Annotated in this window: 20 protein-coding genes, 13 tRNA genes, 1 rRNA gene and 1 other annotated feature; of the genes, 30 read left to right on the top strand and 4 right to left on the bottom strand. The window is 33.3% G+C overall.

Annotation, left to right across the window (positions count from 1 at the left end; translation table 11 throughout):
- The 26 genes from rrf to AC1RPJ_RS01950 form a co-directional block, all read left to right on the top strand.
- Positions 1 to 76: ribosomal RNA gene (gene rrf, locus AC1RPJ_RS01825) — 5S ribosomal RNA — on the top strand; the annotation flags it as partial.
- Positions 77 to 93: 17 nt separating this feature from the next.
- Positions 94 to 166: transfer RNA gene (locus AC1RPJ_RS01830), tRNA-Asn, on the top strand.
- Between the two features lie 17 nt (positions 167 to 183).
- A tRNA-Ser gene (locus tag AC1RPJ_RS01835) sits at positions 184 to 272 on the top strand.
- A 9-nt stretch (positions 273 to 281) separates the two neighbouring features.
- Positions 282 to 353, top strand: a tRNA-Glu gene (locus AC1RPJ_RS01840).
- A 22-nt stretch (positions 354 to 375) separates the two neighbouring features.
- Positions 376 to 448: transfer RNA gene (locus AC1RPJ_RS01845), tRNA-Val, on the top strand.
- Between the two features lie 5 nt (positions 449 to 453).
- A tRNA-Asp gene (locus tag AC1RPJ_RS01850) sits at positions 454 to 526 on the top strand.
- 6 nt (positions 527 to 532) lie between these two features.
- Positions 533 to 605: transfer RNA gene (locus tag AC1RPJ_RS01855), tRNA-Phe, on the top strand.
- 17 nt (positions 606 to 622) lie between these two features.
- Positions 623 to 693: transfer RNA gene (locus AC1RPJ_RS01860), tRNA-Gly, on the top strand.
- An 11-nt stretch (positions 694 to 704) separates the two neighbouring features.
- Positions 705 to 779 (top strand) — tRNA-Ile (locus tag AC1RPJ_RS01865).
- A 12-nt stretch (positions 780 to 791) separates the two neighbouring features.
- Positions 792 to 879, top strand: a tRNA-Ser gene (locus tag AC1RPJ_RS01870).
- Positions 880 to 892: 13 nt separating this feature from the next.
- Positions 893 to 964, top strand: a tRNA-Glu gene (locus AC1RPJ_RS01875).
- Positions 965 to 976: 12 nt separating this feature from the next.
- Positions 977 to 1,050 (top strand) — tRNA-Met (locus tag AC1RPJ_RS01880).
- Between the two features lie 2 nt (positions 1,051 to 1,052).
- Positions 1,053 to 1,125: transfer RNA gene (locus AC1RPJ_RS01885), tRNA-Asp, on the top strand.
- Positions 1,126 to 1,201: 76 nt separating this feature from the next.
- Positions 1,202 to 2,389 (top strand): methionine adenosyltransferase, encoded by a 1,188-nt coding sequence (gene metK, locus AC1RPJ_RS01890; RefSeq protein WP_481761151.1) that lies wholly within the window; start codon positions 1,202 to 1,204, stop codon positions 2,387 to 2,389.
- A gap of 63 nt (positions 2,390 to 2,452) precedes the next feature.
- A complete protein-coding gene (locus AC1RPJ_RS01895; protein ID WP_481761152.1) occupies positions 2,453 to 3,916 on the top strand; it encodes an MDR family MFS transporter in 1,464 nt (487 codons plus the stop codon).
- A 28-nt stretch (positions 3,917 to 3,944) separates the two neighbouring features.
- Positions 3,945 to 4,150: a binding site (T-box leader), on the top strand.
- Positions 4,151 to 4,206: 56 nt separating this feature from the next.
- The gene (gene leuS, locus AC1RPJ_RS01900) at positions 4,207 to 6,621 is read left to right on the top strand and encodes a leucine--tRNA ligase (protein WP_481761153.1); all 2,415 of its coding nucleotides are present in this window, start codon (positions 4,207 to 4,209) and stop codon (positions 6,619 to 6,621) included.
- 154 nt (positions 6,622 to 6,775) lie between these two features.
- Positions 6,776 to 8,425, top strand: coding sequence for a putative polysaccharide biosynthesis protein (locus AC1RPJ_RS01905; protein ID WP_481761154.1), 1,650 nt, complete (start codon positions 6,776 to 6,778; stop codon positions 8,423 to 8,425).
- A gap of 13 nt (positions 8,426 to 8,438) precedes the next feature.
- Positions 8,439 to 9,152: a pseudouridine synthase gene (locus tag AC1RPJ_RS01910; protein WP_481761155.1), complete on the top strand. Its 714-nt coding sequence runs from the start codon at positions 8,439 to 8,441 to the stop codon at positions 9,150 to 9,152.
- Between the two features lie 169 nt (positions 9,153 to 9,321).
- Entirely contained in the window at positions 9,322 to 10,719 is a 1,398-nt protein-coding gene (pepV, locus tag AC1RPJ_RS01915; RefSeq protein WP_481761156.1) for a dipeptidase PepV, read from the top strand.
- A gap of 436 nt (positions 10,720 to 11,155) precedes the next feature.
- Positions 11,156 to 11,926: an ATP-binding cassette domain-containing protein gene (locus tag AC1RPJ_RS01920; protein WP_481761157.1), complete on the top strand. Its 771-nt coding sequence runs from the start codon at positions 11,156 to 11,158 to the stop codon at positions 11,924 to 11,926.
- A gap of 137 nt (positions 11,927 to 12,063) precedes the next feature.
- A complete protein-coding gene (locus tag AC1RPJ_RS01925) occupies positions 12,064 to 12,744 on the top strand; it encodes a hypothetical protein (protein WP_481761158.1) in 681 nt (226 codons plus the stop codon).
- A gap of 151 nt (positions 12,745 to 12,895) precedes the next feature.
- Complete coding sequence (locus tag AC1RPJ_RS01930; RefSeq protein ID WP_481761159.1) at positions 12,896 to 13,405, top strand: hypothetical protein; 510 nt, start codon at positions 12,896 to 12,898, stop codon at positions 13,403 to 13,405.
- An 8-nt stretch (positions 13,406 to 13,413) separates the two neighbouring features.
- Positions 13,414 to 13,746 carry a hypothetical protein gene (locus AC1RPJ_RS01935; RefSeq protein ID WP_481762171.1) on the top strand — a complete coding sequence of 111 codons (333 nt, stop codon included), beginning with the start codon at positions 13,414 to 13,416 and terminating at the stop codon, positions 13,744 to 13,746.
- 110 nt (positions 13,747 to 13,856) lie between these two features.
- On the top strand, positions 13,857 to 14,015 hold the full coding sequence (locus AC1RPJ_RS01940; RefSeq protein ID WP_481761161.1) for a hypothetical protein: 159 nt from the start codon (positions 13,857 to 13,859) through the stop codon (positions 14,013 to 14,015).
- Positions 14,015 to 14,209 (top strand): hypothetical protein, encoded by a 195-nt coding sequence (locus tag AC1RPJ_RS01945; protein ID WP_481761162.1) that lies wholly within the window; start codon positions 14,015 to 14,017, stop codon positions 14,207 to 14,209. The genes AC1RPJ_RS01940 and AC1RPJ_RS01945 overlap by 1 nt, the downstream gene beginning before the upstream one ends.
- A gap of 330 nt (positions 14,210 to 14,539) precedes the next feature.
- The gene (locus AC1RPJ_RS01950) at positions 14,540 to 14,788 is read left to right on the top strand and encodes a hypothetical protein (protein ID WP_481761163.1); all 249 of its coding nucleotides are present in this window, start codon (positions 14,540 to 14,542) and stop codon (positions 14,786 to 14,788) included.
- An 822-nt stretch (positions 14,789 to 15,610) separates the two neighbouring features.
- Here AC1RPJ_RS01950 and AC1RPJ_RS01955 read toward each other — a convergent pair.
- The 4 genes from AC1RPJ_RS01955 to AC1RPJ_RS01970 form a co-directional block, all read right to left on the bottom strand.
- Positions 15,611 to 15,694 (bottom strand) — tRNA-Leu (locus AC1RPJ_RS01955).
- Positions 15,695 to 15,702: 8 nt separating this feature from the next.
- Positions 15,703 to 15,981, bottom strand: coding sequence for a hypothetical protein (locus AC1RPJ_RS01960; protein WP_409022736.1), 279 nt, complete (start codon positions 15,979 to 15,981; stop codon positions 15,703 to 15,705).
- Between the two features lie 103 nt (positions 15,982 to 16,084).
- Complete coding sequence (locus AC1RPJ_RS01965; protein ID WP_057973335.1) at positions 16,085 to 16,333, bottom strand: hypothetical protein; 249 nt, start codon at positions 16,331 to 16,333, stop codon at positions 16,085 to 16,087.
- A 114-nt stretch (positions 16,334 to 16,447) separates the two neighbouring features.
- Positions 16,448 to 16,972, bottom strand: a complete 525-nt coding sequence (locus tag AC1RPJ_RS01970; RefSeq protein WP_481761164.1) for a GNAT family N-acetyltransferase — start codon at positions 16,970 to 16,972, stop codon at positions 16,448 to 16,450.
- 104 nt (positions 16,973 to 17,076) lie between these two features.
- On the opposite strand from AC1RPJ_RS01970, the gene AC1RPJ_RS01975 reads away from it, so the two are divergent.
- The 4 genes from AC1RPJ_RS01975 (at position 17,077) to AC1RPJ_RS01990 (ending at position 21,771) form a co-directional block, all read left to right on the top strand.
- Entirely contained in the window at positions 17,077 to 17,523 is a 447-nt protein-coding gene (locus AC1RPJ_RS01975; RefSeq protein ID WP_481761165.1) for a universal stress protein, read from the top strand.
- A 114-nt stretch (positions 17,524 to 17,637) separates the two neighbouring features.
- Positions 17,638 to 17,961 (top strand): hypothetical protein, encoded by a 324-nt coding sequence (locus AC1RPJ_RS01980; protein WP_481761166.1) that lies wholly within the window; start codon positions 17,638 to 17,640, stop codon positions 17,959 to 17,961.
- Positions 17,962 to 18,283: 322 nt separating this feature from the next.
- The gene (locus AC1RPJ_RS01985) at positions 18,284 to 18,643 is read left to right on the top strand and encodes a hypothetical protein (protein WP_481761167.1); all 360 of its coding nucleotides are present in this window, start codon (positions 18,284 to 18,286) and stop codon (positions 18,641 to 18,643) included.
- A gap of 164 nt (positions 18,644 to 18,807) precedes the next feature.
- Positions 18,808 to 21,771, top strand: a complete 2,964-nt coding sequence (locus AC1RPJ_RS01990) for a YhgE/Pip family protein (protein WP_481761168.1) — start codon at positions 18,808 to 18,810, stop codon at positions 21,769 to 21,771.
- The last annotated feature ends 53 nt before the right edge of the window (positions 21,772 to 21,824 follow it).

Here is a 21,824-nt window from a genome sequence, read left to right on the forward strand (position 1 = left end):
CGAACACAGAAGTTAAGCTTCTTAGCGCCAAGAGTAGTTGGGGGTCGCCCCCTGCGAGGGTAGGACGTTGCCATGCTTTTTTTATTATTTTATTCCGGCATAGCTCAGTTGGTAGAGCGCTTGACTGTTAATCAAGATGTCGCAGGTTCGAGTCCTACTGCCGGAGTTTTTATTTTGTAATGTGGAGAATTGTCTGAGTTGGTCTAAGGAGCATGATTGGAAATCATGTAAACGGGTTTCCTGTTTCAAGGGTTCGAATCCCTTATTCTCCGTTGCAAATTGACCCGTTGGTCAAGTGGTTAAGACACCGCCCTTTCACGGCGGTAACATGGGTTCAAATCCCGTACGGGTCATATAAAGTAAATAGTGTATGTTGGAGGTTTAGCTCAGTTGGGAGAGCGTCTGCCTTACAAGCAGAGGGTCACAGGTTCAAGCCCTGTAACCTCCATCGAAGGTCCTATGGTATAGGGGTTATTACGTCCGCCTGTCACGCGGAAGATCACCGGTTCAAATCCGGTTAGGACCGTTTAATGGCTCAGTAGCTCAGTTGGTAGAGCAATGGATTGAAGCTCCATGTGTCGGCAGTTCGATTCTGTCCTGCGCCATTTATTTATAATATTTTGCGGGTGTAGTTTAGTGGTAAAACCACAGCCTTCCAAGCTGTTGTCGCGAGTTCGATTCTCGTCACCCGCTTTTATGATTTTGGGCCTATAGCTCAGCTGGTTTAGAGCGCACGCCTGATAAGCGTGAGGTCGATGGTTCGAGTCCATTTAGGCCCATCAATAATTTATGGAGAAGTACTCAAGTGGCTGAAGAGGCGCCCCTGCTAAGGGTGTAGGTCGTGAAAATGGCGCGAGGGTTCGAATCCCTCCTTCTCCGTTTTTCGTGTTATGACCCGTTGGTCAAGTGGTTAAGACACCGCCCTTTCACGGCGGTAACATGGGTTCAAATCCCGTACGGGTCAGTTTAATATTATCGCGGGATGGAGCAGTCTGGTAGCTCGTCGGGCTCATAACCCGAAGGTCGTAGGTTCAAATCCTGCTCCCGCAATTGGTCCTATGGTATAGGGGTTATTACGTCCGCCTGTCACGCGGAAGATCACCGGTTCAAATCCGGTTAGGACCGTCACAGGTATTATTGGAACCTAAACTTTTATAGTTGAGGTTCTTTTTTTAATTTTATTTACTTTAAGGAGATAAAAATGACTGAAAAACATCTATTCACGTCAGAATCGGTATCAGAGGGTCATCCGGATAAGGTTGCAGATCAAATAAGTGATGCAATATTAGATGCACTTTTAGAAAAGGATCCTAATGCTAGGGTTGCTTGCGAAACAACTGTAACAACTGGTTTAGTTCTTGTAGTTGGTGAAATATCAACAAATGCCTACGTTGATATTCAGCAGGTAGTAAGACGAACTATTAAGGAAATTGGATATATTAATTCACAAGTTGGTTTTGATGGTGATAATTGTGCTGTTATGGTTGCTATAGATGAACAATCTCCTGATATTGCATTAGGTGTTGATACATCTTTAGAAACTAAAAACGGTGATTTAGATCCTTTAGATCAGATTGGTGCAGGTGATCAAGGATTAATGTTCGGATATGCGGTAGACGAAACACCGGAACTCATGCCATTACCGATTTCAATTAGTCACAAATTAATGCAACGTGTTGCAAGTTTACGAAAAAATAAGGAATTAGAATACTTAAGACCTGATGCTAAGGCACAGGTAACTGTTGAATATAATGATAAAGGTCAACCATTTAGAATTGACACTGTTGTTATTTCTACACAACATGATGAAAAAACGGAATTGAAACAAATTCAAGATGATATGATTGAAAAAGTAATTAAAGTTATTATTGACCCTGATTTGTTGGATTCAGATACAAAGTATTATATTAATCCAACCGGACGATTTGTTATCGGTGGTCCAAAGGGTGATGCTGGACTTACTGGAAGAAAAATAATTGTTGATACATATGGTGGATATGCACATCATGGTGGAGGTGCTTTCTCCGGTAAAGATGCAACAAAAGTTGATCGTTCAGCTAGTTATGCTGCTCGCTATATTGCAAAAAATATAGTTGCAGCTAAAATTGCATCACAGGTTGAGGTTCAACTTGCGTATGCAATTGGGGTTGCTCAACCTGTATCAATTAATATTAATACATTTGGTACATCTAAATATGACGAATTGGATTTAGTTCAAGCTGTTCGTAAAATTTTTGATTTACGGCCTGCAGGAATTATTGAAATGTTAGACTTACGTCGCCCAATATATAAACAGACAGCAGCATATGGTCATTTTGGTCGTACAGATATTGACTTACCTTGGGAAAAAACAGATAAGATTAAAAGTTTACTTAACGAATTAAATTAAAATAAAAAATGACTTTATTAAATATCATTTTAATAGAGTCATTTTTTATTTAGGAGGTACTTTATGAATTCAAAAACAAATGTAAAATTAGTTACAATTGCTATATTTGTAGCAACATTTTTAACAGCCGTTGAAGGAACAATTGTTTCAACAGCTATGCCAACTATTGTTGGTGAACTTCATGGTGTTTCATTAATGAATTGGGTTTTTTCAATATATTTATTAACTAATGCCATGATGACACCAATATACGGTAAGCTCGCAGATGTTTTAGGACGTAAACCAGTATTTATTTTTGGTCTTGTCATATTTTTGGTTGGTTCAACTCTCTGTGGATTTTCTAATAGTATGGCCACATTAATTATTTCGCGGGCTATTCAAGGTATCGGGGCGGGTGCTATAATGCCAGTGTCATTTACTATAATTGCTGATATTTATTCTGTGGACAAACGTGCTAAAATAATGGGATTAAACGGATCTGCTTGGGGTATAGCGTCAATAGTTGCACCATTGTTAGGTGGTTTCATTGTTGATCATCTTAATTGGCACTGGGTATTTTTCATTAATTTACCTATTGGGTTAGTGACGATAGCAATGATACAAATTTTTTTCAAAGAAAAGCGAAGAATTATGAGTTCAAAAATAGATTTTTTAGGCAGTATATTATTAATGCTTAGTATTTTATCTATTTTATATAGTTTTCAACGTTGGGGCGATGATGGTATAGACCTGATTGTTTTAATTTCTTTCTTTATATTTATTATGTCGCTTTTATTATTTATTCAATGGGAAAAAAGAGTTGAAGATCCAATTATTTCATTGAAACTTTTTAATAATAGAACATTTGTGATTCAAAATGTAGTAGCAGCATTAATATCTGGATTTTTAATTGGATTTGAAGTTTATATACCAACATGGACTCAAGGAATATTAGGATTAAAAGCATCAATGGCAGGATTTGCAGTAACACCCAGTTCCATCTTATGGATAGCTGGTTCCTTTTTTGCTGGAAGTATGATGGCAGCTTGGACACCAAAAAAAGTTTTATCGATTAGTCTATTTTTTATTTTAGTGGGTGCCATTGCACTAGGTACTTTGCCTATAAATACACCTTTTTATCTTTTCTTTATCATTTCGGCTGTACTAGGGATTGGATTTGGGATTACCATTACAACTACGACAGTTACTGCACAGAGTTTAGTACCACAGGCTGACGTAGGTGTGGCTACATCATTTAATACTTTAAGTCGTACATTAGGACAAACATTAATGATTTCAGTCTTTGGGATCATATTTAATACACAAATGCATAAGGAAATAGTAAAAACACCTGGAACAAAGGACAGCATGATGGATATTTTAATTAATCCGCAAACGGCTAACCAACTACCGCAACATTTAATACCAAAATTACGTGAAGTTTTGTATCAAGGTCTTCATGGGATATATATAGCAGGTATTTTTATTGTAATTCTTGCAATTATTATTAATTTATTCGATAAAAAGACTAAAGATTATTTGCAATAACAGGGTTCGTTTGCTACACTAAAAATAATATAAAACGATTAAGAGGAACTAGTAAAGTAACTAACTATTTCAGCGAGTATATGGGAGTGGAAATATACATAGTTGGTTATTTGAACTCATCCTTGAGTTTTCTCACTGAACGGTAGTAGGTGCGAACGTTATTTCACGTTATGAAAAAGAGTCAGTATTTTATACTGGAATAATAGGTGGTACCGCGGAAAATTCGTCCTATAGAAGTTTATCTTCTATAGGACTTTTTTGTATATATAATCAGAAAGGAAGTAATACACATGGCATATAACCATAAAGAAATCGAACAAAAATGGCAAGCATTTTGGGATGCAAATCAGACATTTAAAACGACTGAAGATCCTGAAAAGAAAAATTATTATGCATTAGATATGTTTCCGTATCCATCCGGGCAAGGACTTCATGTTGGACATCCAGAAGGTTTCACGGCTACAGATATTTTGGCTCGAATGAAGAGAATGCAAGGATTTAATGTCTTACATCCAATGGGATGGGATGCCTTTGGTCTTCCAGCTGAACAGTATGCACTTGATACTGGACATAGCCCTAAAGCATTTACTAAAACGAATACTGATAATTTTAGGCGTCAAATTAAATCCTTGGGACTTTCATATGATTGGAGTCGTGAGTTAAATACGACTGATCCTGATTATTATAAATGGACACAATGGATTTTTGAAAAATTATATGAAAAAGGTTTAGCGTATGAAGATGAAGTTGCCGTTAACTGGAGTCCTGATTTAGGAACTGTTGTTGCTAATGAAGAAGTTATTGATGGTAAAACAGAACGTGGCGGGTACCCAATTGTCAGAAAACCAATGCGCCAATGGGTCTTAAAAATTACTGCTTATGCTGATCGCTTACTTTCAGATTTAGACGATTTAGATTGGCCAGATAGCATCAAAGAGCAACAAAGAAATTGGATTGGAAAATCAACTGGTGCTAGCGTTAACTTTAAAGTCGATCAACATGATGATATAAAAATTGATGTCTTTACGACACGTCCTGAAACTATTTATGGTGTTTCTTATATTATTGTCGCACCAGAATTAGATATAATTGATAAAATTACTATTGATTCTCAAAAGGATGCTGTTAAGGCTTATCAAAAAGAAATAGAAGTTAAGTCAGATTTAGAGAGAACTGATTTAGCTAAAGATAAAACTGGGGTATTTACTGGTTCTTACGCAATAAATCCTGTAAATGGTAAAAAATTACCAATTTGGATTGCTGATTATGTTCTAGCATCGTATGGAACTGGTGCTGTTATGGCAGTACCTGCACATGATGAAAGAGATTTCGAATTTGCAACTAAATATGGATTGGATATTTTACCCGTTATAGAAGGACCTGAAATAACTGATGAAGCAAATACTGAACCTGGTAAATATATTAATTCTGGTTTTTTAAATGGCTTAGTGAAAGCTGATGCTATCGAAAAAGCTATTGCTTGGATGGAAGATAATAACATTGGTGAAAAGAAAACAAATTATAAATTACGTGATTGGTTATTTTCAAGACAACGATATTGGGGTGAACCAATTCCTATTATTCACTGGGAAGATGGCGAAACAACAACAGTCCCTGTAGATCAGTTACCACTTGAATTACCTGAAGCAACGGATATTAAACCCTCTGGAACAGGTGAGAGTCCATTAGCCAACTTAACTGACTGGATTAATGTTGTCGACGAAAATGGGCGTAAAGGTAAACGTGAAACGAATACGATGCCACAATGGGCTGGTAGTTCATGGTACTTTGTTCGTTTTATTGATCCACATAACCCTAATGAAATTGCTGACCATAAAAAGTTAGAAGAATGGTTACCTGTTGACGTTTATGTTGGGGGTGCAGAACATGCTGTGTTACATTTGCTATACGCAAGGTTCTGGCATAAATTCTTGTACGATATTGGCGTTGTACCTACTAAAGAGCCGTTCCAAAAGTTAGTTAATCAAGGGATGATTTTGGGCGATAATCATGAAAAAATGTCTAAGTCTAAAGGTAACGTGGTTAATCCAGATGATATCGTTGAACGTTTTGGTGCGGATACTTTGCGCCTTTATGAAATGTTTATGGGTCCATTAGATGCCTCAATTGCTTGGAGCGAAGATGGGTTAAATGGTTCGCATAAATTTATTGAACGTATTTGGCGTTTAATTATGGATGAAGATAATCAAATTAGCGCAGCTATTGTTGATAAAAATGATGGTGAACTTGATAAGATTTATAATCAAACAGTAAAAAAAGTAACTGAAGATTACGAAGCACTTCATTTTAATACAGCTATTTCACAATTGATGATTTTTGTTAATGAAGCTTTTAAAGTTAAATCGTTAGCTAAAGAACAAGTTGAAGGATTTATTCAATTGATTGCACCAATAGCGCCACACATGGCTGAAGAAGTTTGGTCGTTGTTAGGAAATAAGGAATCAATTAGTTATGCTGCATGGCCAATATTTGATGAAAGTAAACTTGTTGAAAATACAGTTGAAATTGTCTTACAAGTAAATGGTAAAGTGCGTCAACATAGCGTGGTTTCAAAAGATGCAACTAAAGATGAATTAGAAAAAATGGCTTTAAATGATGACAAAATTAAAGAAGAACTTGAAGGTAAAACAATTCGAAAAGTAATTGCTGTCCCTGGTAAGTTAGTTAATATTGTCGCAAATTAAAGCTTTAATTTAAGTAAACGGGGACTACAAAATTATCGATATTTTGTGGTTCCTATTTATTTTTGGTTAAAATTCAAAAAATAAATTGCAACTGAATTTTAAAAGCTATAAAATGGTAAGATTAAGTATGATCAGAAAGTAGGGTACAAAAGTAATGGATGAAGATATCGAAGTAGAGGGCCAAGCAGCTTCTGAACAAAATGACGCTAAACAAAAGATGTTGCAAGGATCAGCTTGGATGACTGCTGGTAGTATTTTTTCAAGAGTTTTAGGGGCAATTTATATTATTCCATGGAATATGTGGTTGGGACCAGATAGATTACAAGCTAATGCACTTTATAGTATGGGTTATAACGTTTACAGTTTCTTCTTAATGATTGCTGTTGCTGGTGTTCCTTCAGCCGTAGCTAAGCAGGTTGCGCATTACAATGCACAAAATGAATATGGTATTGGAAGACGCCTATTTAAATATGGGATGGCTTTAATGGCGATTATGGGTGTAGTCTGTGCAGTAATATTATGGATTATCGCACCATACATTACAAGTGGTGATAAGAATGTGATTCCAGTCTTTAGATCCTTATCTTGGGCATTATTGATTATTCCTATGATGAGTTTAATACGAGGCTTTTTTCAAGGCTATCAGGAAATGGCTCCGTCAGCAATTTCACAGTTCTTTGAACAAATTGCTCGAGTTATTTATATGCTTGCCGCAACTTTTATCATCATGAAAATTAGTCATGGTAGTTATATTACAGGTGTAACGCAGTCAACTTTTGCGGCTTTTATTGGGGCCTTAGGCGGAATGCTAGTTTTAGTATGGTATTTTTATCGTCGAAAACCAGAATTGGATCGATTAGTTGCCAATAGTGATAATAAGTTAACAATTTCTACCAAACAAATTATTAAAGAAGTTATCAGGGAATCTATTCCTTTTATTATTATTGGCGCTGCCATTACGATTTTTGGATTGATTGATCAGTATACCTTCTTTGGTATTATGAGCCATGTTACAAACTACTCACGAACGATTCAAAATGAACTGTGGGCATTATTTAGTTTTAATGCTAATAAATTAGTTATGATTATTATTTCTATTGCGTCTGCCATGTCTATTACAGCTATTCCGTTATTATCTGAGGCATATACAAGAAATGATAAAAAGGCTTTGAGTGAACAAACTTCTGACACCTTACAATTGTTCTTTTTCGTAATGTTACCTTGTGCCTTAGGGATGGCAGCTGTTGCTCACCCACTATATGTTGTTTTCTATGGGTATGATCCAGTTGGAATCTATGTTTTACAATTTTCAGCGTATGAATCAATCTTCTTAGGATTATTCACAGTTGTTTCTGCTATTTTACAAGGTGTTTATCAAAATAAAAAAGCAATTATATATTTTGTCGTTGGAGTGGTAGTTAAATTAATTGTTCAATATCCATTAGTAGCTTGGTTAGGTGCCTTTGGGCCATTAGCAGCTACAGGGATCGGGATGGGCGTAAGTTCATGGCTAATGATTCGCTCATTACACAAAATGTTCCATTTAAATGTAAAATTAATACAAACAAGATTAAATAAAATGATGCTTTATGCACTAATAACATTTTTTACCGCATTTATAGTAGTAAAAATTGCTTATCTATTTTTACCAATAGACAGCCGAATTAGTGCAATTATCACAATTATTGCTGCCGCTGGATTAGGTGGCTACATATATATTTACTTCAGTTTAAAAACAAGATTAGCCGACAAAATATTGGGCGAACGGGTTGCTGGATTACGCCGTAGATTGAGAATTAAGTGAGGTTTAATTTAAAATGAGAATTGATAAATTTTTGACGGAAACGCAATTTGGTACAAGAAGTGATGTTCGAAAAATTATTAAACAGAAGAAAGTGATTGTTGATGGCGAGTTAATCACTAGCATTAAACTTCAGGTTAGTCCATCAAAATCGGTTATTCAGGTAGATGGTGATGTAATTCACTATCAAAAATATTATTATTATCTTTTAAATAAACCAGCAGGTGTGTTAACGGCAACTAAAGATAGGAAACAAAAGACAGTGATGGATTTGTTCAATAGCGTCGATTATCGGGATGATTTATTTCCAGTTGGACGGTTGGATAAGGATACAACTGGACTATTGCTTATTACAAATGATGGACAATTAGGTCATCAGATGTTGTCACCAAAACATCATATCGATAAAGTGTACTTTGCTAAAGTTGATGGGCAAGTGACTACTGACGATGTGATTAAATTTGAAACCGGATTGCTATTAAAAGATGGGATGCAAACTAAACCTGCAAAATTAATTGTTGAATCTTATAATAGTGATTCAAATATCTCAGAAGTTTTAATTACGATTACTGAAGGTAAGTATCATCAAATCAAACGAATGTTTGGAGCTATCGGTATGAAAGTTATCAGACTTGAACGTAAAAAAATGGCTACTTTAGAGTTAGAACCAACGCTATCGTTAGGCCGCTATCGTGCTTTAACAGATGAAGAAATTGAATCAATCAAATAGAAAATTGTTGGCGTAACTAGCCAGCAATTTTTTATTATTTTATTTGTTTTTGATGTTCCTTTATTGAGTAGTAAGGTCTATCAATATATCTAACTGAATACGCTTTTAAATACCGATTATTAAAATTTTGTGATAAAATGGGCTTACTAATATTTTAGGAGGAATTCAAATGAGTATAGATTGGAAAGCAGAAGTTGAAAAGCGTCAAGACGCCTTATTAGAAGATTTATTTGCAATGTTAAAAATTGAAAGTGTTCGTGATGAATCAATTGCAACAACTGAAGCACCTTTAGGTCCAGGACCTAAAGCTGGGTTAGATAAATTCTTAGAAATTGGAACGCGTGATGGTTTTGAAACATTAAACCTTGATGGTTTAGCCGGACATATCGAATTTGGTGAGGGGGATGAAACGTTAGGTATTTTAGCTCACGTTGACGTTATGCCTGCTGGTAACGGTTGGGATACTGATCCATTCACACCAGTCGTGAAAGATGGTCGAATTTATGCTCGCGGTGCCTCAGATGATAAAGGACCAGGAATGGCTGCATATTATGGTTTAAAAATCATTCAAGAATTAGGATTACCAGTTTCTAAAAAAGTTCGATTTATTATTGGAACGGATGAAGAAAGTGGTTGGAGAGGAATGACTCATTACCTTGAAAATATGCCTGAACCTGATTTTGGATTTTCACCAGATGCATTTTTCCCAATCATTAATGGTGAAAAGGGAAATATTACTTACTTCTTAAACTTTAAAGGATCAAATGGAGATAAGGATCAATTGCTTGAATTTGATGCTGGCCTCCGTGAAAATATGGTTCCTCGCGATGCTAAAGCTGTTATTAAAACAGAAGACGGCGCTGAGATGGAAGAAGTATTTAACGATTTTATTGCTGCTAATATTGTTACAGGTAAAATGGAACGCAATAATGATATTGTGACTATCTCGATGGTAGGAAAAGCAGCCCATGCACAAGAACCTAAAAATGGAGAAAATGCCGGAACTTTCTTGGCATTATTCTTGAACCAATTTAATTTTGGTGGGGATGCTGCTAACTATCTTCGTTTGGCTGCTGATTACTTACACAGAGATTCACGTATGAACAACTTTAGTATTGCCTTCACTGATGATATCATGGGCGATTTAACGATGAATTCTGGAATTTTCACATTTAAAGCTGATAAAGGTGGACAAATTGCCTTGAATTTCCGCTTCCCTAAAGGTATGACGGAAGTAGATATTAAACGTGGTCTTGAAAATGTAACAAATGAAATGAATGTTGTAATTGAAGCAGGTAGGTTACAAGGACCTCATTACGTTTCACCAGAAGATCCTTTGGTTAAAACATTATTAGGTGTTTATACGAAACAAACTGGCGAAAAAGCTGAAGGTTTAGTCGTTGGTGGTGGGACGTATGGTCGTCTCCTAAAACGTGGTGTTGCTTTTGGTGCAATGTTCCCAGGTGTACCTGATACAATGCATCAGGCCAATGAATTTATTCCTTTAGATGACGTGCTGAAAGCTGCTGCCATATATGCTGAAGGAATATACGAATTGATCAAGTAAATAATTAATTTTATATACTTGTATGATACTAATATACATTTAGGATGGCTTTTTTTAAAAGATTTATCATCTTTAAAGTATCGTTAATATGTAATCATTTGTAAAAAATAATGTAACCTATACCCCTAATGTTGAAAAACGTTAGGGGTATTTTTATGATTAAATTTCCACTTTAATACAAAATTTAAACCGTTTAAACATAGTTAATGGGAACTAAATTGAAGACGTAAGTTAGTAAACAGTATGGTATCAGTAGAAGCGTATTTTCAGTCTTCGTCACAATATTTGAATTAAAACTTCAAAATATTATGTAAGCGATTAACATGGTGTTATAATAATTCTGGTTCAAAGTTTGTTTTTAGTTTACTATGTATCAGATTATATTCAATTTGTTCGTGGATAGAATGAAAAATAGTCACTTTTATGAGGTGGTCAAATGAAGTTAGTAGTAGATAATGTATCAAGAGGAAGTATTCTAAAAGACGTTTCTTTTTATCTCAATCAAGGAGATAAAATTGCTCTCGTTGGTTTAAATGGATCAGGAAAAACAACCATTCTGAATATTATGATGGAGTTATTAATGCCATCAACGGGGAAAATAATTAAAACTAATGTTAAATTAGCGACTGTTTTTCAAAACAATGTTCTTGATGATGATTTGACCGTTATTCAAAACTTACGTTTCAGAATTAAAAATAAAGAAAAAATAAAAAGTATTCAGGAAAAAATGAAAAACTTGAACATCAATGAGTCCTTAAAGTATTCTAGCTTATCTGGTGGGCAGAAACGTATTGTTAATTATTTAAGAGCGATTGCTGTAGAGCCGAATTGCTTACTATTAGATGAAATGTCAGCTGGAATTGATGTTGATATACGTCAATTAATTTGGAATGATCTTGATGAGTATTTAAAAGAGAATAATTGTGGTGTGTTATTTACTACTCATCTATTAAGCGAATTAGAAAATGCCAATAAAATTATTTTCGTATCAAATGGAACTGTTAAATATTTTGGAGAAATGGTTACATTTATGAATAAAATTTCAAAAGTTAAATTAATTTTGAATAAAACTGAAGATGATAGGTATTTTAATACGTCTGCAGAAGCAGTGAGATTTATTGAAGATAATCATTTGATAAATGAAAACTTTGAAATAAGAAAGGCAACCTATACTGACTTATTTAAAAATATGGAGGAAGGAATTTAAGGATGAATAAACAGTTTATTCAAAGAAACATTCTAATTTTCATAAAAGATAAAGTTGGTATCTTTTTTTCATTTTTAGGTATGGTTATAAGTCTTGTAATTTATATATTTTTTCTTCGCTCTAATTTAGTCGATTCTTTGGCTGGAATTAATCATAGTGAACAGTTTATTGATACATGGATGATTTCTGGGTTGATTTCTATTGTCTCAATGACTAGTACACTAATCGCATTTGGTCAAAAACTGGAAGATAAAAAGAATAAGAGATTAGATGATTTTATTGTTAACAGTCAAATAAAAAGTAGTACAATTAATCAATTGTATACTTTGACGTCAGTCATGGAAGGTATTGTGTCGACATTTATTTTCTCATTAATATGTTATGCGTATCTATCTCTAACTTATCATTATAATGCTTATAATGTAACATTTTTTGTAGTATTTCTATTTAATGTTTTACTAATTGTATTTTCAAGTTTACTGTTTTCATTGGTGACAGATTTTTTAAATACTACGTCTAGTTTTTCATCATTGTCAGCAATTGTTGGTACTATGTCCGGTTTTCTTTCAGGAACTTATATTGTTTATGGGGATCTTCCAGCTTTTATGCAGCATACTTTAAAATTGTGGCCTGGTTATCAAATCGCAGCTATTGCACGCTATGAAAGTATTAAAAATATCAGGATAGGAAATAACTCTATTTTGTTCTCGTCACTAGGAATTAGTTCTGATTTTTTGCAAGCTATACTTATAACGATTATATTTGGAATACTACTAATAATTATTTCAATATTTACAAATGTTTATCATAAAGATTGATTTTAATTTGAAAAAAAGAACCTTATGTTACCTATATGTTAATATCAGTTCTGCTAATTTCAAAGAGTTGATTATAAAGAAAATTAATAAATAGAGGATGAAAACAAATCAAAAAGAGATACTCGAGGGTGGCGATTAAAATATTCGTTCAATGCAACGAAATTTAAATAAAAATTATACAGCTTATTTTGGTATTCTACCTAGCGATGGTATTTATGGAACGAGAAACATATGTTTACACGCTAAAAGAAACAAAATAAATAATTTCTATGTTTCAAATATGTCAACGGGATGGAGTGGAAACTTAGGGTTCCCAATGCCTGAGGGTTGGGACTTTGATCAATTTACTGAATATACGCATGGTGGAGTTGATATTGATCAAGTCTCTTCATCAGGTAAGGATTTAGGCTGTAAGAATTTTGATGTATCGGAGGATATATCTGTAAATAAGGTGACACATCGATTTATTAAATCAGTGCAAATGTTAAATTCTTTTAAAGATATAACATTTGAAATGGGAAAAACATATGGTCCTACGGTTCTTCCAGGGATAGATGCATGGCTTACAGTTAAAGATAGTTGGAGTGTAGAGACAGGAAATTCATCTTCTCCATTTACCATTCACAATGGTAAATGGAGAGTTCTTTTCAAAATGATATAGCTGATATAATGAAGATTAAATATGGTGTTATTAATTATTTAGATACCATGGGAATAGTTAATCGTATTGCGGGTAATCTCCAAAACGGGATGTTAATAATGGGAGTTGCAACAAGGGCAGAAGAACCTTGGCAAATTGGTATGAAGATAACGTATAATGAATCATATACAGAGGGTGATGAAAGTAATAAAATATCAGATACGATTGAAATTTATTATAAGCAACCAGTGGTTAGTCCCATATATCCCGAAGTTTCGTATAATTATGTTTATGATATAGTTAGTGGATTGGAAATTGTCGGAGCATGGATTGTTATTGGTCAGCGGTTATCATGGCTGTAGCGTTTGTTGCTTCTATACCAGAATTATTAGTAGCAGCTCCAGCAGTTGCTGCTTTTGGACTTTTGGTTGATACATTGCCACAAGAATAAAGAATATAGGAGATAATATAGATGGCAATTCCAGCAATGCTAACGGTGTTATTATTTGTGTTTATGATGAATTTATATCTTACTCTTTCTATAGTAAGGATAAAAAAGTCAATAAATAATGGTAATAAAAAGATTGAGAAAGAAAAAGATAGATTAAAAGAATTTAGAGGAGATAAATAATGAGCGAGCCTAATTTATTTATTATTTTATTTGTATTATTTTTAATCTTTATCGTACAATTTGTATATTTTTTAAATATTAAAAATAAATTGCTTGAATTATCGTATGAAATAACTAAAATTAGGGAAGAATTACTAAACATAACAATTGTTAAAGTTTTGAATTTAGAAAAAAAATTAAAAGATAAAGAATAAATGTATGATAAAAAACAAGGTATTCAGATATATTTCTGATCCCCTTGTTTTTTATCTAAAGTAGGTAGACAACAAACTGAATAGTTTAGTGTCTATACTGAGTATGTAGTATAATTACTACGATAAGTTAGTCTTAAAACTTAGACATTAAACAACTACATAAATAAAGCGTAGATATGAATGTGTATCAACGTTATTTAATATATTTTTGAAGGAAAGATAGAAACTGGAATGAGAAAAGCATTAGTTAAACATTTACATTTTAATGATACAGTTGCTTATTGGACAGCACATACGATTGTTTTTATTTACCTGTAAGGAGATGAACTAATGCAAATACAACCTATTTTTTGGGCAATTATCGCGATATTAATAACAGTTTTCTTTCCTTCACGCCAATGGTTAGAACGACATCATTTAGATTATTTTATTCTTGTTACGTACGTAATAATATTAATAGTAATGGTTGTAGCCATACCTTATAGAAAAAGTACTGGCTTGAATGAGATTTATATTGTGAGTGCTTTTATCATCTATGAACTAGGCTATTTATTTATATATAAAAGATTAAAAAAATAAATTAACGTGAGAAAAAATTGTAGAAGAACATTTCTACAATTTTTTATTTGATTAGATAATTTAAAAAGCAAACTCTTTAATAATTAAGGAGTTTGCTTTTTTGTTAAACAGAGTGTATTAAATCAGGTATTGATCTACCATATTTTATTAGCTTGGTATAAATATCAGGGTCTGTATGAGGTAGGTCTTTCCTGTCTGTATATATATAATTACCGAACGGGTCTGTATAGACGATACAATATACACAGTGCCTAGACATGCCCATATCAGGTAACGGATAGCTCATCGTTATTGGTTCACTTGCTAAGGCGAGAATCCTAGGGGTACCAAAATCATTGTGGTTTTTAAAAAACTGCTTAAAATCAGGTAACACGACAGAACTTTCATTCATAGTAGGAATGATGATAACATCATGAATAACATAATTTGAATAGTTTGTAATGGTTACCTGAGGTATCCCTGTTTCAGTAGAGTAAGAACTAGCAGATGCCGTAATACGCGATGATATTTGAATAATATTTTTTTGCCTTTCATATTGTTCTTGACGCTTACTTATTTTATTGCTGTTGTGAGAAAGAAATAGCACTAAATATTGCGGCGGAGGCAGCAAAAATGGCTGGTAAAGTCGCAACGAAAGATTGTAAATAAGTCATAGTATTTTTTCTCCTTTTTAAATAGTATATGAAACATATTCATTTTATTAATTAAAAAATCCAACTCGTAAATAAATACGAATTGGATCAATATATACGGTAAATTAGATGTTAACCACACAAAAACCACATAAAAGTTGGTTAAACGATGGTATATCAATGATAACAATGCGCCTGACAGGAATCGAACCTGCACTTGGAAACCCAAACAGCGATCTGAACGCTGCGCGTCTGCCAGTTCCGCCACAAGCGCAAAATAAATTACTTTGAAAACTCAATAACAGTACCGTAGCCATGTAAAACTAAGAATCTTGGGGCAATCGTTACACGAACAGTTTGTGGTTCGAAATGAACGTTAATAATCCCGTCGCCACCTTTATTAATTGCGCGTTCTGCTAGTTCTGCTTGGACACGATCATATAAGGTATCAAAATCATCTACACGATCAATTTCATCGGCTTCTAGTACAATCTTGGCTGTCGCATTAACGATGCCTTTAATAGCATAAGAACGGTTAACATCTCCGGTTGTTAAGAACATATAAATCACTCCTTGAGTAATAGTTTAAGATAAAAATGCTAGATTGACAAGGATTAAAAAAACTAGCCTCAAGAGTTAGTCTCAACTAGGCTAGTTTTGTAGGTTACATGAAGATACGGTAGTTACGTTTATTAATTGAAATTAATTCTTTAGCCTTACTCTTTGAACTGAATTTAAGTAAATTTTTGATTAAACGTTCTAATTTTTCGTCATCTTTAGAAACTTTTTCAAAAATATCATTGTCAATCTTTATTGTTAGATCTTCCTTTTTGCTTGGAACCTTAAATGTTTTAGAAGTTTCATCGCTTGTGATGAAGTTTTTCTCAAGATCTGCTAATAAATTTTTGCTCATATGTTTTCTTCCTCCAGTTTCTTACTATATTAATCATAACACCTAGATGACTAAAATCATAGGAAATGAAAAAAGATAAAAATGTTATTAAGAGAATTAGATAATAATTTTGCTTTATAAATCTAATTTTGAAAGTATTGCAGGGATGTCGACTCCATCAGGGCTTTTTAAGATTAGCGATTGTTTATCAGTGAAATTAAATTTTTCCAATAATTTTTGATTTACTTCTTCTTGTTCGTATTTCAGCGTTTGTACATTGGTAAACTGTTCAGATTTAAAAGATTTAAGCAGGGCTTTTAATAAATGTGTCGCGATACCTTGTTGTTCTTCGTTTTTCGAAACTAATAATAGACCAATCCAAACGGATTGAACTTCAGGATAATCTGTTAAAAAATCAATCATAGCTACTAATTTATCTGCTTTGAAGAAGCCCAGTGTCCATTTTTGATCACTTTTAACTGACAACGGGATCGAAGTTAAATCAGATTTTATTTCTTCAATGGCTAAATCTTGTTTACCTTGGAGTTTTAGGTAAGTAGATTGACTTTTTTCTAATTCTAACATTTGAGTTAGATCTTTTTCGGTTAACTCTCGAACCACGTAGGGGGCACTAAAAATAGAAATCCTTTTTAATAACATACTGAAAACCTTCTTTATTTCAAATTTTGTAGGTAAAACGCTAACATCTAATACAATTTTAATGATATACTGTAACTACAAATAAAAGATATGGGGTGGCAAATATGGAACAAGAATATAAAAATATTTTAGTCCCAGTTGATGGATCAGATTCAGCTGAAAAAGCATTAAAGCGTGCAGTAGAAAGTGCTAAAGCAAACCATGCACATTTAGATATTTTAAACGTAATTGATACGCGTCAATTTTCTGTAAGTTTTTCAGGAATGATGGATGGGGGCGGTTCAATCGTCTATCAGACTTTTGAAGATACAGAAGCATATATGAATGAATTAAAAGAAGATATTGTAAAAAATGGGTTTACAGATGTTGATATTCATATTCGTTTTGGTAGTCCTAAAACAGTAATTGCCAAAGATTTTATTGAAGATCATCATTCAGATTTAATTATCATGGGTCAATCTGGCTTGAAGGCAGTGGAAAGAATGTTAATGGGTGCAGTTACAAATTACGTTACTCGTTTAGCACCTTGTGATGTCTTAGTTGTTAAATAATAAAGAGGGTTGCGTAATTTAGCAACTCTTTTATTATTTATAGGACTAACTCAGTATAAAGTAAAAATGAATTAAAAAATAGTCATATTAGATTAAAAGAGAGAAGGGGTACTGGTGGAAATAGGTTTATATTTAGTTATGGCAATTTTGATTATTTATAATGTTAAGTTGTCTCTACAATTAACTAAAGTGCGTCAAGCTAATGTTAGAACTGTGGACTCACTAGGTCCTGAAGAGACTAAAATATTAGCAGACTACGCAATTGAGAAACGAAAATGGCAAGTCCTTGGCAATGGAATGTTCTTTTTAGCTCTCGTTTGCGCTTTTATTGGAACAACAATAGAAACGAGTTATTTTGTAACACTTTATGTTGTAACAATGATTGCTGTGAATCGTTCAAGAATAAGAGTCAATAAGCTGTTATTATTAGATAATTAATGTTGCATTAAAAGTCTATATCTTAAATTAAAGAATTCACAAAAGTTAGGTATAAGTAACCTAATTTTTGAGGAACTTAATATTTGGGAAAGGCTTATTTTTTTTAAATGAATAAATGTTGTGACATGTTAGCTGATCTTAGAGAGAATTTCGTATGTGTAGTGGTGCCATCCAGATGACTAACTTTATAAAAAGTAGTTTAGCATGGTAAAACAGATTTTTTAAATTAATGGTTAATAAATAGTAAAGATTCTTACTGAGCATCAATGTTTTTAAGTAACTATGATATTCTAAAATTAAGCGAAATTCCTGGAGGGTTATTGTGAAACGATTTAAATATTATTCAATTTCCTTGTTAAAGGGATTAGCGTCTTTAATTATTCTTTTAGCAATTGGAAATTTGATAGGTCCATCTAATTGGCGGTTATTAATTAATTATTATTTAATTTTGAATTTTTTAACTTTTTATCCATATAATCTCGAGTTAAATGGATTAAATAAAAAATTAGTGCAAAAAGTTAAAATTGACGAGGTAGAGGAACCACACTCTAGACAAGAAATGAATACACGTAAAGTATCAACTGAAAATTTAACGCGCTTATTAATTTATGTCATGCAATTTGCAGGGTTAATCCTAATTGCTCCTGGTCAATTCATGTATTACTATTTAATCAAAAATTGAATTTTAATGATATCTCCACTGTTGATTAGATGACAGTGGGGATATTTTTTTAGAAAATTATTTGACAAAAGAATCAAAAACACATATAGTCATAATATCGTTAATGAGGTTAACGGAACGAATAATCGTTAATGCCATTAACTAAAAAGAGAGGGTGGATAATTTTGTTCAAAGAATTTATGTCAAAGAATAAGAGGTCAGTTGCGTATATCGCAATTGCATGTTTAATTCCAAGTTTAATTGCATATGGAACCTATAAGTTAGTTTCAAGTAAGCAACAAATGGACACAGGAAATTTAAAAGTAGCTATTATAAATAACGATGAAGAAGCATCATTTAATGGAAAATCAATTGACGTTGGTAAGGAAGTTACTAAAATTCTTAAAACCAATAAACAAGCCAAATGGGAGTTTGTTAGCGCAGAAACTGCGAAAAAACATTTAGATTCAGGCGATTATACAATGTCAGTTACATTGCCAAGTAATTTTTCAAAAAACGCAACAACTGCACTTGATGAAACGCCAAAAGTGAGTTTGTTAAAAACAAAACAATCAGATACAAATAACTATGTTTCGCAATTGATTACAAAACAGGTTGCAGAACAATTGAAATCACAAGTTTTAACTAATATCCAAAAAGCGTATGATTCTGCATTACTTGGTTCCGTTAAACAATTAGGTTCAGGTGTTAAAGAAGCCTCAACTGGTGTAAAAACGTTAAATAAAGGAACCGTTAAATTAAAAAATGGTAGTAAAGAAGTTACTAGAAATTTAAATACATTGGCAACAAGTATGGTGACCTTTGATAAAGGTAATCAGACATTAAAAACAGGATTAAATACTTATACAACTGGGGTTGATACTTTAGCTGATGGTGTAAATACCTATACAACTGGTGTAGGTACACTGGTGAATGGTAATAATCAATTAGCCTCAGGAATTAATACACTTGTTGCTAGTGCACCAACCTTATCAAATGGTGTGACTCAATATGTTGATGGGAATAAAACATTAGATGCGGGACTTTCTACGTTGCAAACTGGCGGATCTACATTAGCAGCTGGTGTAGGCACGTTAGCAACTGGTGCAACTACATTAAATTCGAACTCGAATGATTTAAATAATGGTGCGAAAACATTAGCTGCAAGTATGTCAGGTAGCCAATCGTTACCGATGGCGGTAGCAGGTTTAACAGCATATTCAACTGGTATTAAAACTGGTGTAACTCAAATTCAAACAAGATTAAAATCTCGTAGCGAAATTATTAATCATATTCCTGAAATAATTCAACAAATTAAAGATACAAAGCAAGGATCAAAAGAATTAAAAGCTGAACTTGAAGAAATTTCAGGATCAATTGAAACATTACAAGCATTACCTGGATTAGTAACAAAATTGATGGCGGCAGGGGATAAATTAACAACTGTTCAAACTCAAATGAATGCAATTAATTCAGATACAACACAAAAGATGTTTAGTTTGACATTAGCTAAAGGTCAGGCATCGACTTCTAACAAGAAGGTTCGTACGATGATTAATGACTCAACAACAATGAGCCAAAAAGAAAAAGACACTGTTTTACAACAAATCACAAAAACAGATACAGCAATAACAACTGTTGGTACAAATATAACTGGGGTAAGTAAAAATTTAACAGATACAAAAGCGATGTTAGAGGCAGTGATGAGTGATGTAGGTGGCTTAATGGCTGAATTTAAATCAACAATGGGTGATGTAGATCTTAAAGCCATGTTGGAAAAATTTGCTAAAATTTCGACACAAGCAACTGCATTATTGAGTAATACTGATACCTTGACGAGCGATTCAATGATTGGTCTTTTAGGTGATACAAAAGACTTGAGTGATCAAATTGATTCATTAGTGATAGCATCAAATGCTAATGCACAAGTTGCTGGTAAATTAAATGCTAGTGTTAATGGTGCTGGTGTTGATGTTACAAGTGAAAAAACAATTAATGCAACAATTAAGAATTCAATCATGACAGGTAGTATTAACAAATTGTCAGCTGGTATCTTAGGATATACAGCAGGAACAGGACAAGTAACTGATGGTATTAATCAATTAAATAGTAATGTACCAACTTTAATAACAGGTGTTACTGCTTTAAGAGCAGGATCGCAAAAACTTGTTACAGCAGGTGGACAACTTGAGGCAGGAACACAAACGTTAGTTTCAGGTGGTACACAATTGAAAGCAGGATCTGATAAGCTTGTTAGTGGTGGTACACAATTGACAACTGCTAGTACACAATTGACAGATGGAAGTTCGAAATTAAAAGCGGCAAGTACACAATTAACAGATGGTGATACACAATTGGCAGCTGCTAGTCCTCAATTAGTTGATGGCTCACAAAAATTAGCTGATGGGTCTAAACAAGTAACATCAGGATTGGATACAGCTAATGATGGTGTAACATTATTAAATACTAAATTAGCAGCAGGAGCATCACAGGTTGGTAATATCAATTCATCTCCAAAAAATGTGGCTCAATTCGTTGAACCTGTTAAAACAGAAACTGAAAGTGACAATCTCGCTAAAACTTTGAAAAATACATTTGCCCCATTAGTGATTGTTTTATCATTATTTGTCGGTGCAATTGTAACTCAATTAATTTTATTCAGATACCGTAAGAAGAATGAATTATCACAAAACTGGTTACAGAACCTTTTCCTAATGTTATTTATTTCTGTTATTCAAACAGCAGGAGTTCTCTTATTAACATTATTCTTTAGTGTAACAATTGAACATCCAATTAGTTTCGTAATCTTTACGTTCTTATCGGGAATAATCTTTACTCTTTTATGTGTGGTAATTGACGAACTCCTTGGAACAATGGGTATTCTCTTATCTTTAGCATTACTACTCGTACAATTAGTGATTACAGGACAAGTTATTCCAAATACGATGTTATCAAATGCTTATCAAGTATTTGCAGAGTTCTTACCTGTTACACATGTATTAAATGGCTTCACATATGCAATTAATAGCCAAGGTTCTGGTATGATTGGTTCAGTGCTTGCATTACTTGTTACAGCCGTAGTACTGGGTGTGGTTTGGACGTTTGTAAATCGTAAACAATTAACGGTATCAACTGAAAAAGAAAAATAGAGATACAGTTGATTAGATATAGTAATTAACCGCGTTTTATGCTAAATTTAACT

The sequence above is a fragment of the Dellaglioa sp. CoH-57-MRSF-17 genome (assembly GCF_056782015.1).

What these genes read in the sequence shown, in the direction of transcription:
- AC1RPJ_RS01950 (WP_481761163.1), top strand. Translation starts at nt 14,540, where the DNA reads ATGCAAATACAACCTATTTTTTGGGCAATTATCGCGATATTAATAACA.
- AC1RPJ_RS01895 (WP_481761152.1), top strand. Translation starts at nt 2,453, where the DNA reads ATGAATTCAAAAACAAATGTAAAATTAGTTACAATTGCTATATTTGTA.
- AC1RPJ_RS01945 (WP_481761162.1), top strand. Translation starts at nt 14,015, where the DNA reads ATGAGCGAGCCTAATTTATTTATTATTTTATTTGTATTATTTTTAATC.
- AC1RPJ_RS01960 (WP_409022736.1), bottom strand. Translation starts at nt 15,981, where the DNA reads ATGTTCTTAACAACCGGAGATGTTAACCGTTCTTATGCTATTAAAGGC.
- AC1RPJ_RS01930 (WP_481761159.1), top strand. Translation starts at nt 12,896, where the DNA reads ATGCAACGAAATTTAAATAAAAATTATACAGCTTATTTTGGTATTCTA.
- AC1RPJ_RS01910 (WP_481761155.1), top strand. Translation starts at nt 8,439, where the DNA reads ATGAGAATTGATAAATTTTTGACGGAAACGCAATTTGGTACAAGAAGT.
- AC1RPJ_RS01970 (WP_481761164.1), bottom strand. Translation starts at nt 16,972, where the DNA reads ATGTTATTAAAAAGGATTTCTATTTTTAGTGCCCCCTACGTGGTTCGA.
- metK (WP_481761151.1), top strand. Translation starts at nt 1,202, where the DNA reads ATGACTGAAAAACATCTATTCACGTCAGAATCGGTATCAGAGGGTCAT.
- AC1RPJ_RS01940 (WP_481761161.1), top strand. Translation starts at nt 13,857, where the DNA reads ATGGCAATTCCAGCAATGCTAACGGTGTTATTATTTGTGTTTATGATG.
- pepV (WP_481761156.1), top strand. Translation starts at nt 9,322, where the DNA reads ATGAGTATAGATTGGAAAGCAGAAGTTGAAAAGCGTCAAGACGCCTTA.
- AC1RPJ_RS01965 (WP_057973335.1), bottom strand. Translation starts at nt 16,333, where the DNA reads ATGAGCAAAAATTTATTAGCAGATCTTGAGAAAAACTTCATCACAAGC.
- AC1RPJ_RS01905 (WP_481761154.1), top strand. Translation starts at nt 6,776, where the DNA reads ATGGATGAAGATATCGAAGTAGAGGGCCAAGCAGCTTCTGAACAAAAT.
- AC1RPJ_RS01935 (WP_481762171.1), top strand. Translation starts at nt 13,414, where the DNA reads ATGAAGATTAAATATGGTGTTATTAATTATTTAGATACCATGGGAATA.
- AC1RPJ_RS01920 (WP_481761157.1), top strand. Translation starts at nt 11,156, where the DNA reads ATGAAGTTAGTAGTAGATAATGTATCAAGAGGAAGTATTCTAAAAGAC.
- leuS (WP_481761153.1), top strand. Translation starts at nt 4,207, where the DNA reads ATGGCATATAACCATAAAGAAATCGAACAAAAATGGCAAGCATTTTGG.
- AC1RPJ_RS01975 (WP_481761165.1), top strand. Translation starts at nt 17,077, where the DNA reads ATGGAACAAGAATATAAAAATATTTTAGTCCCAGTTGATGGATCAGAT.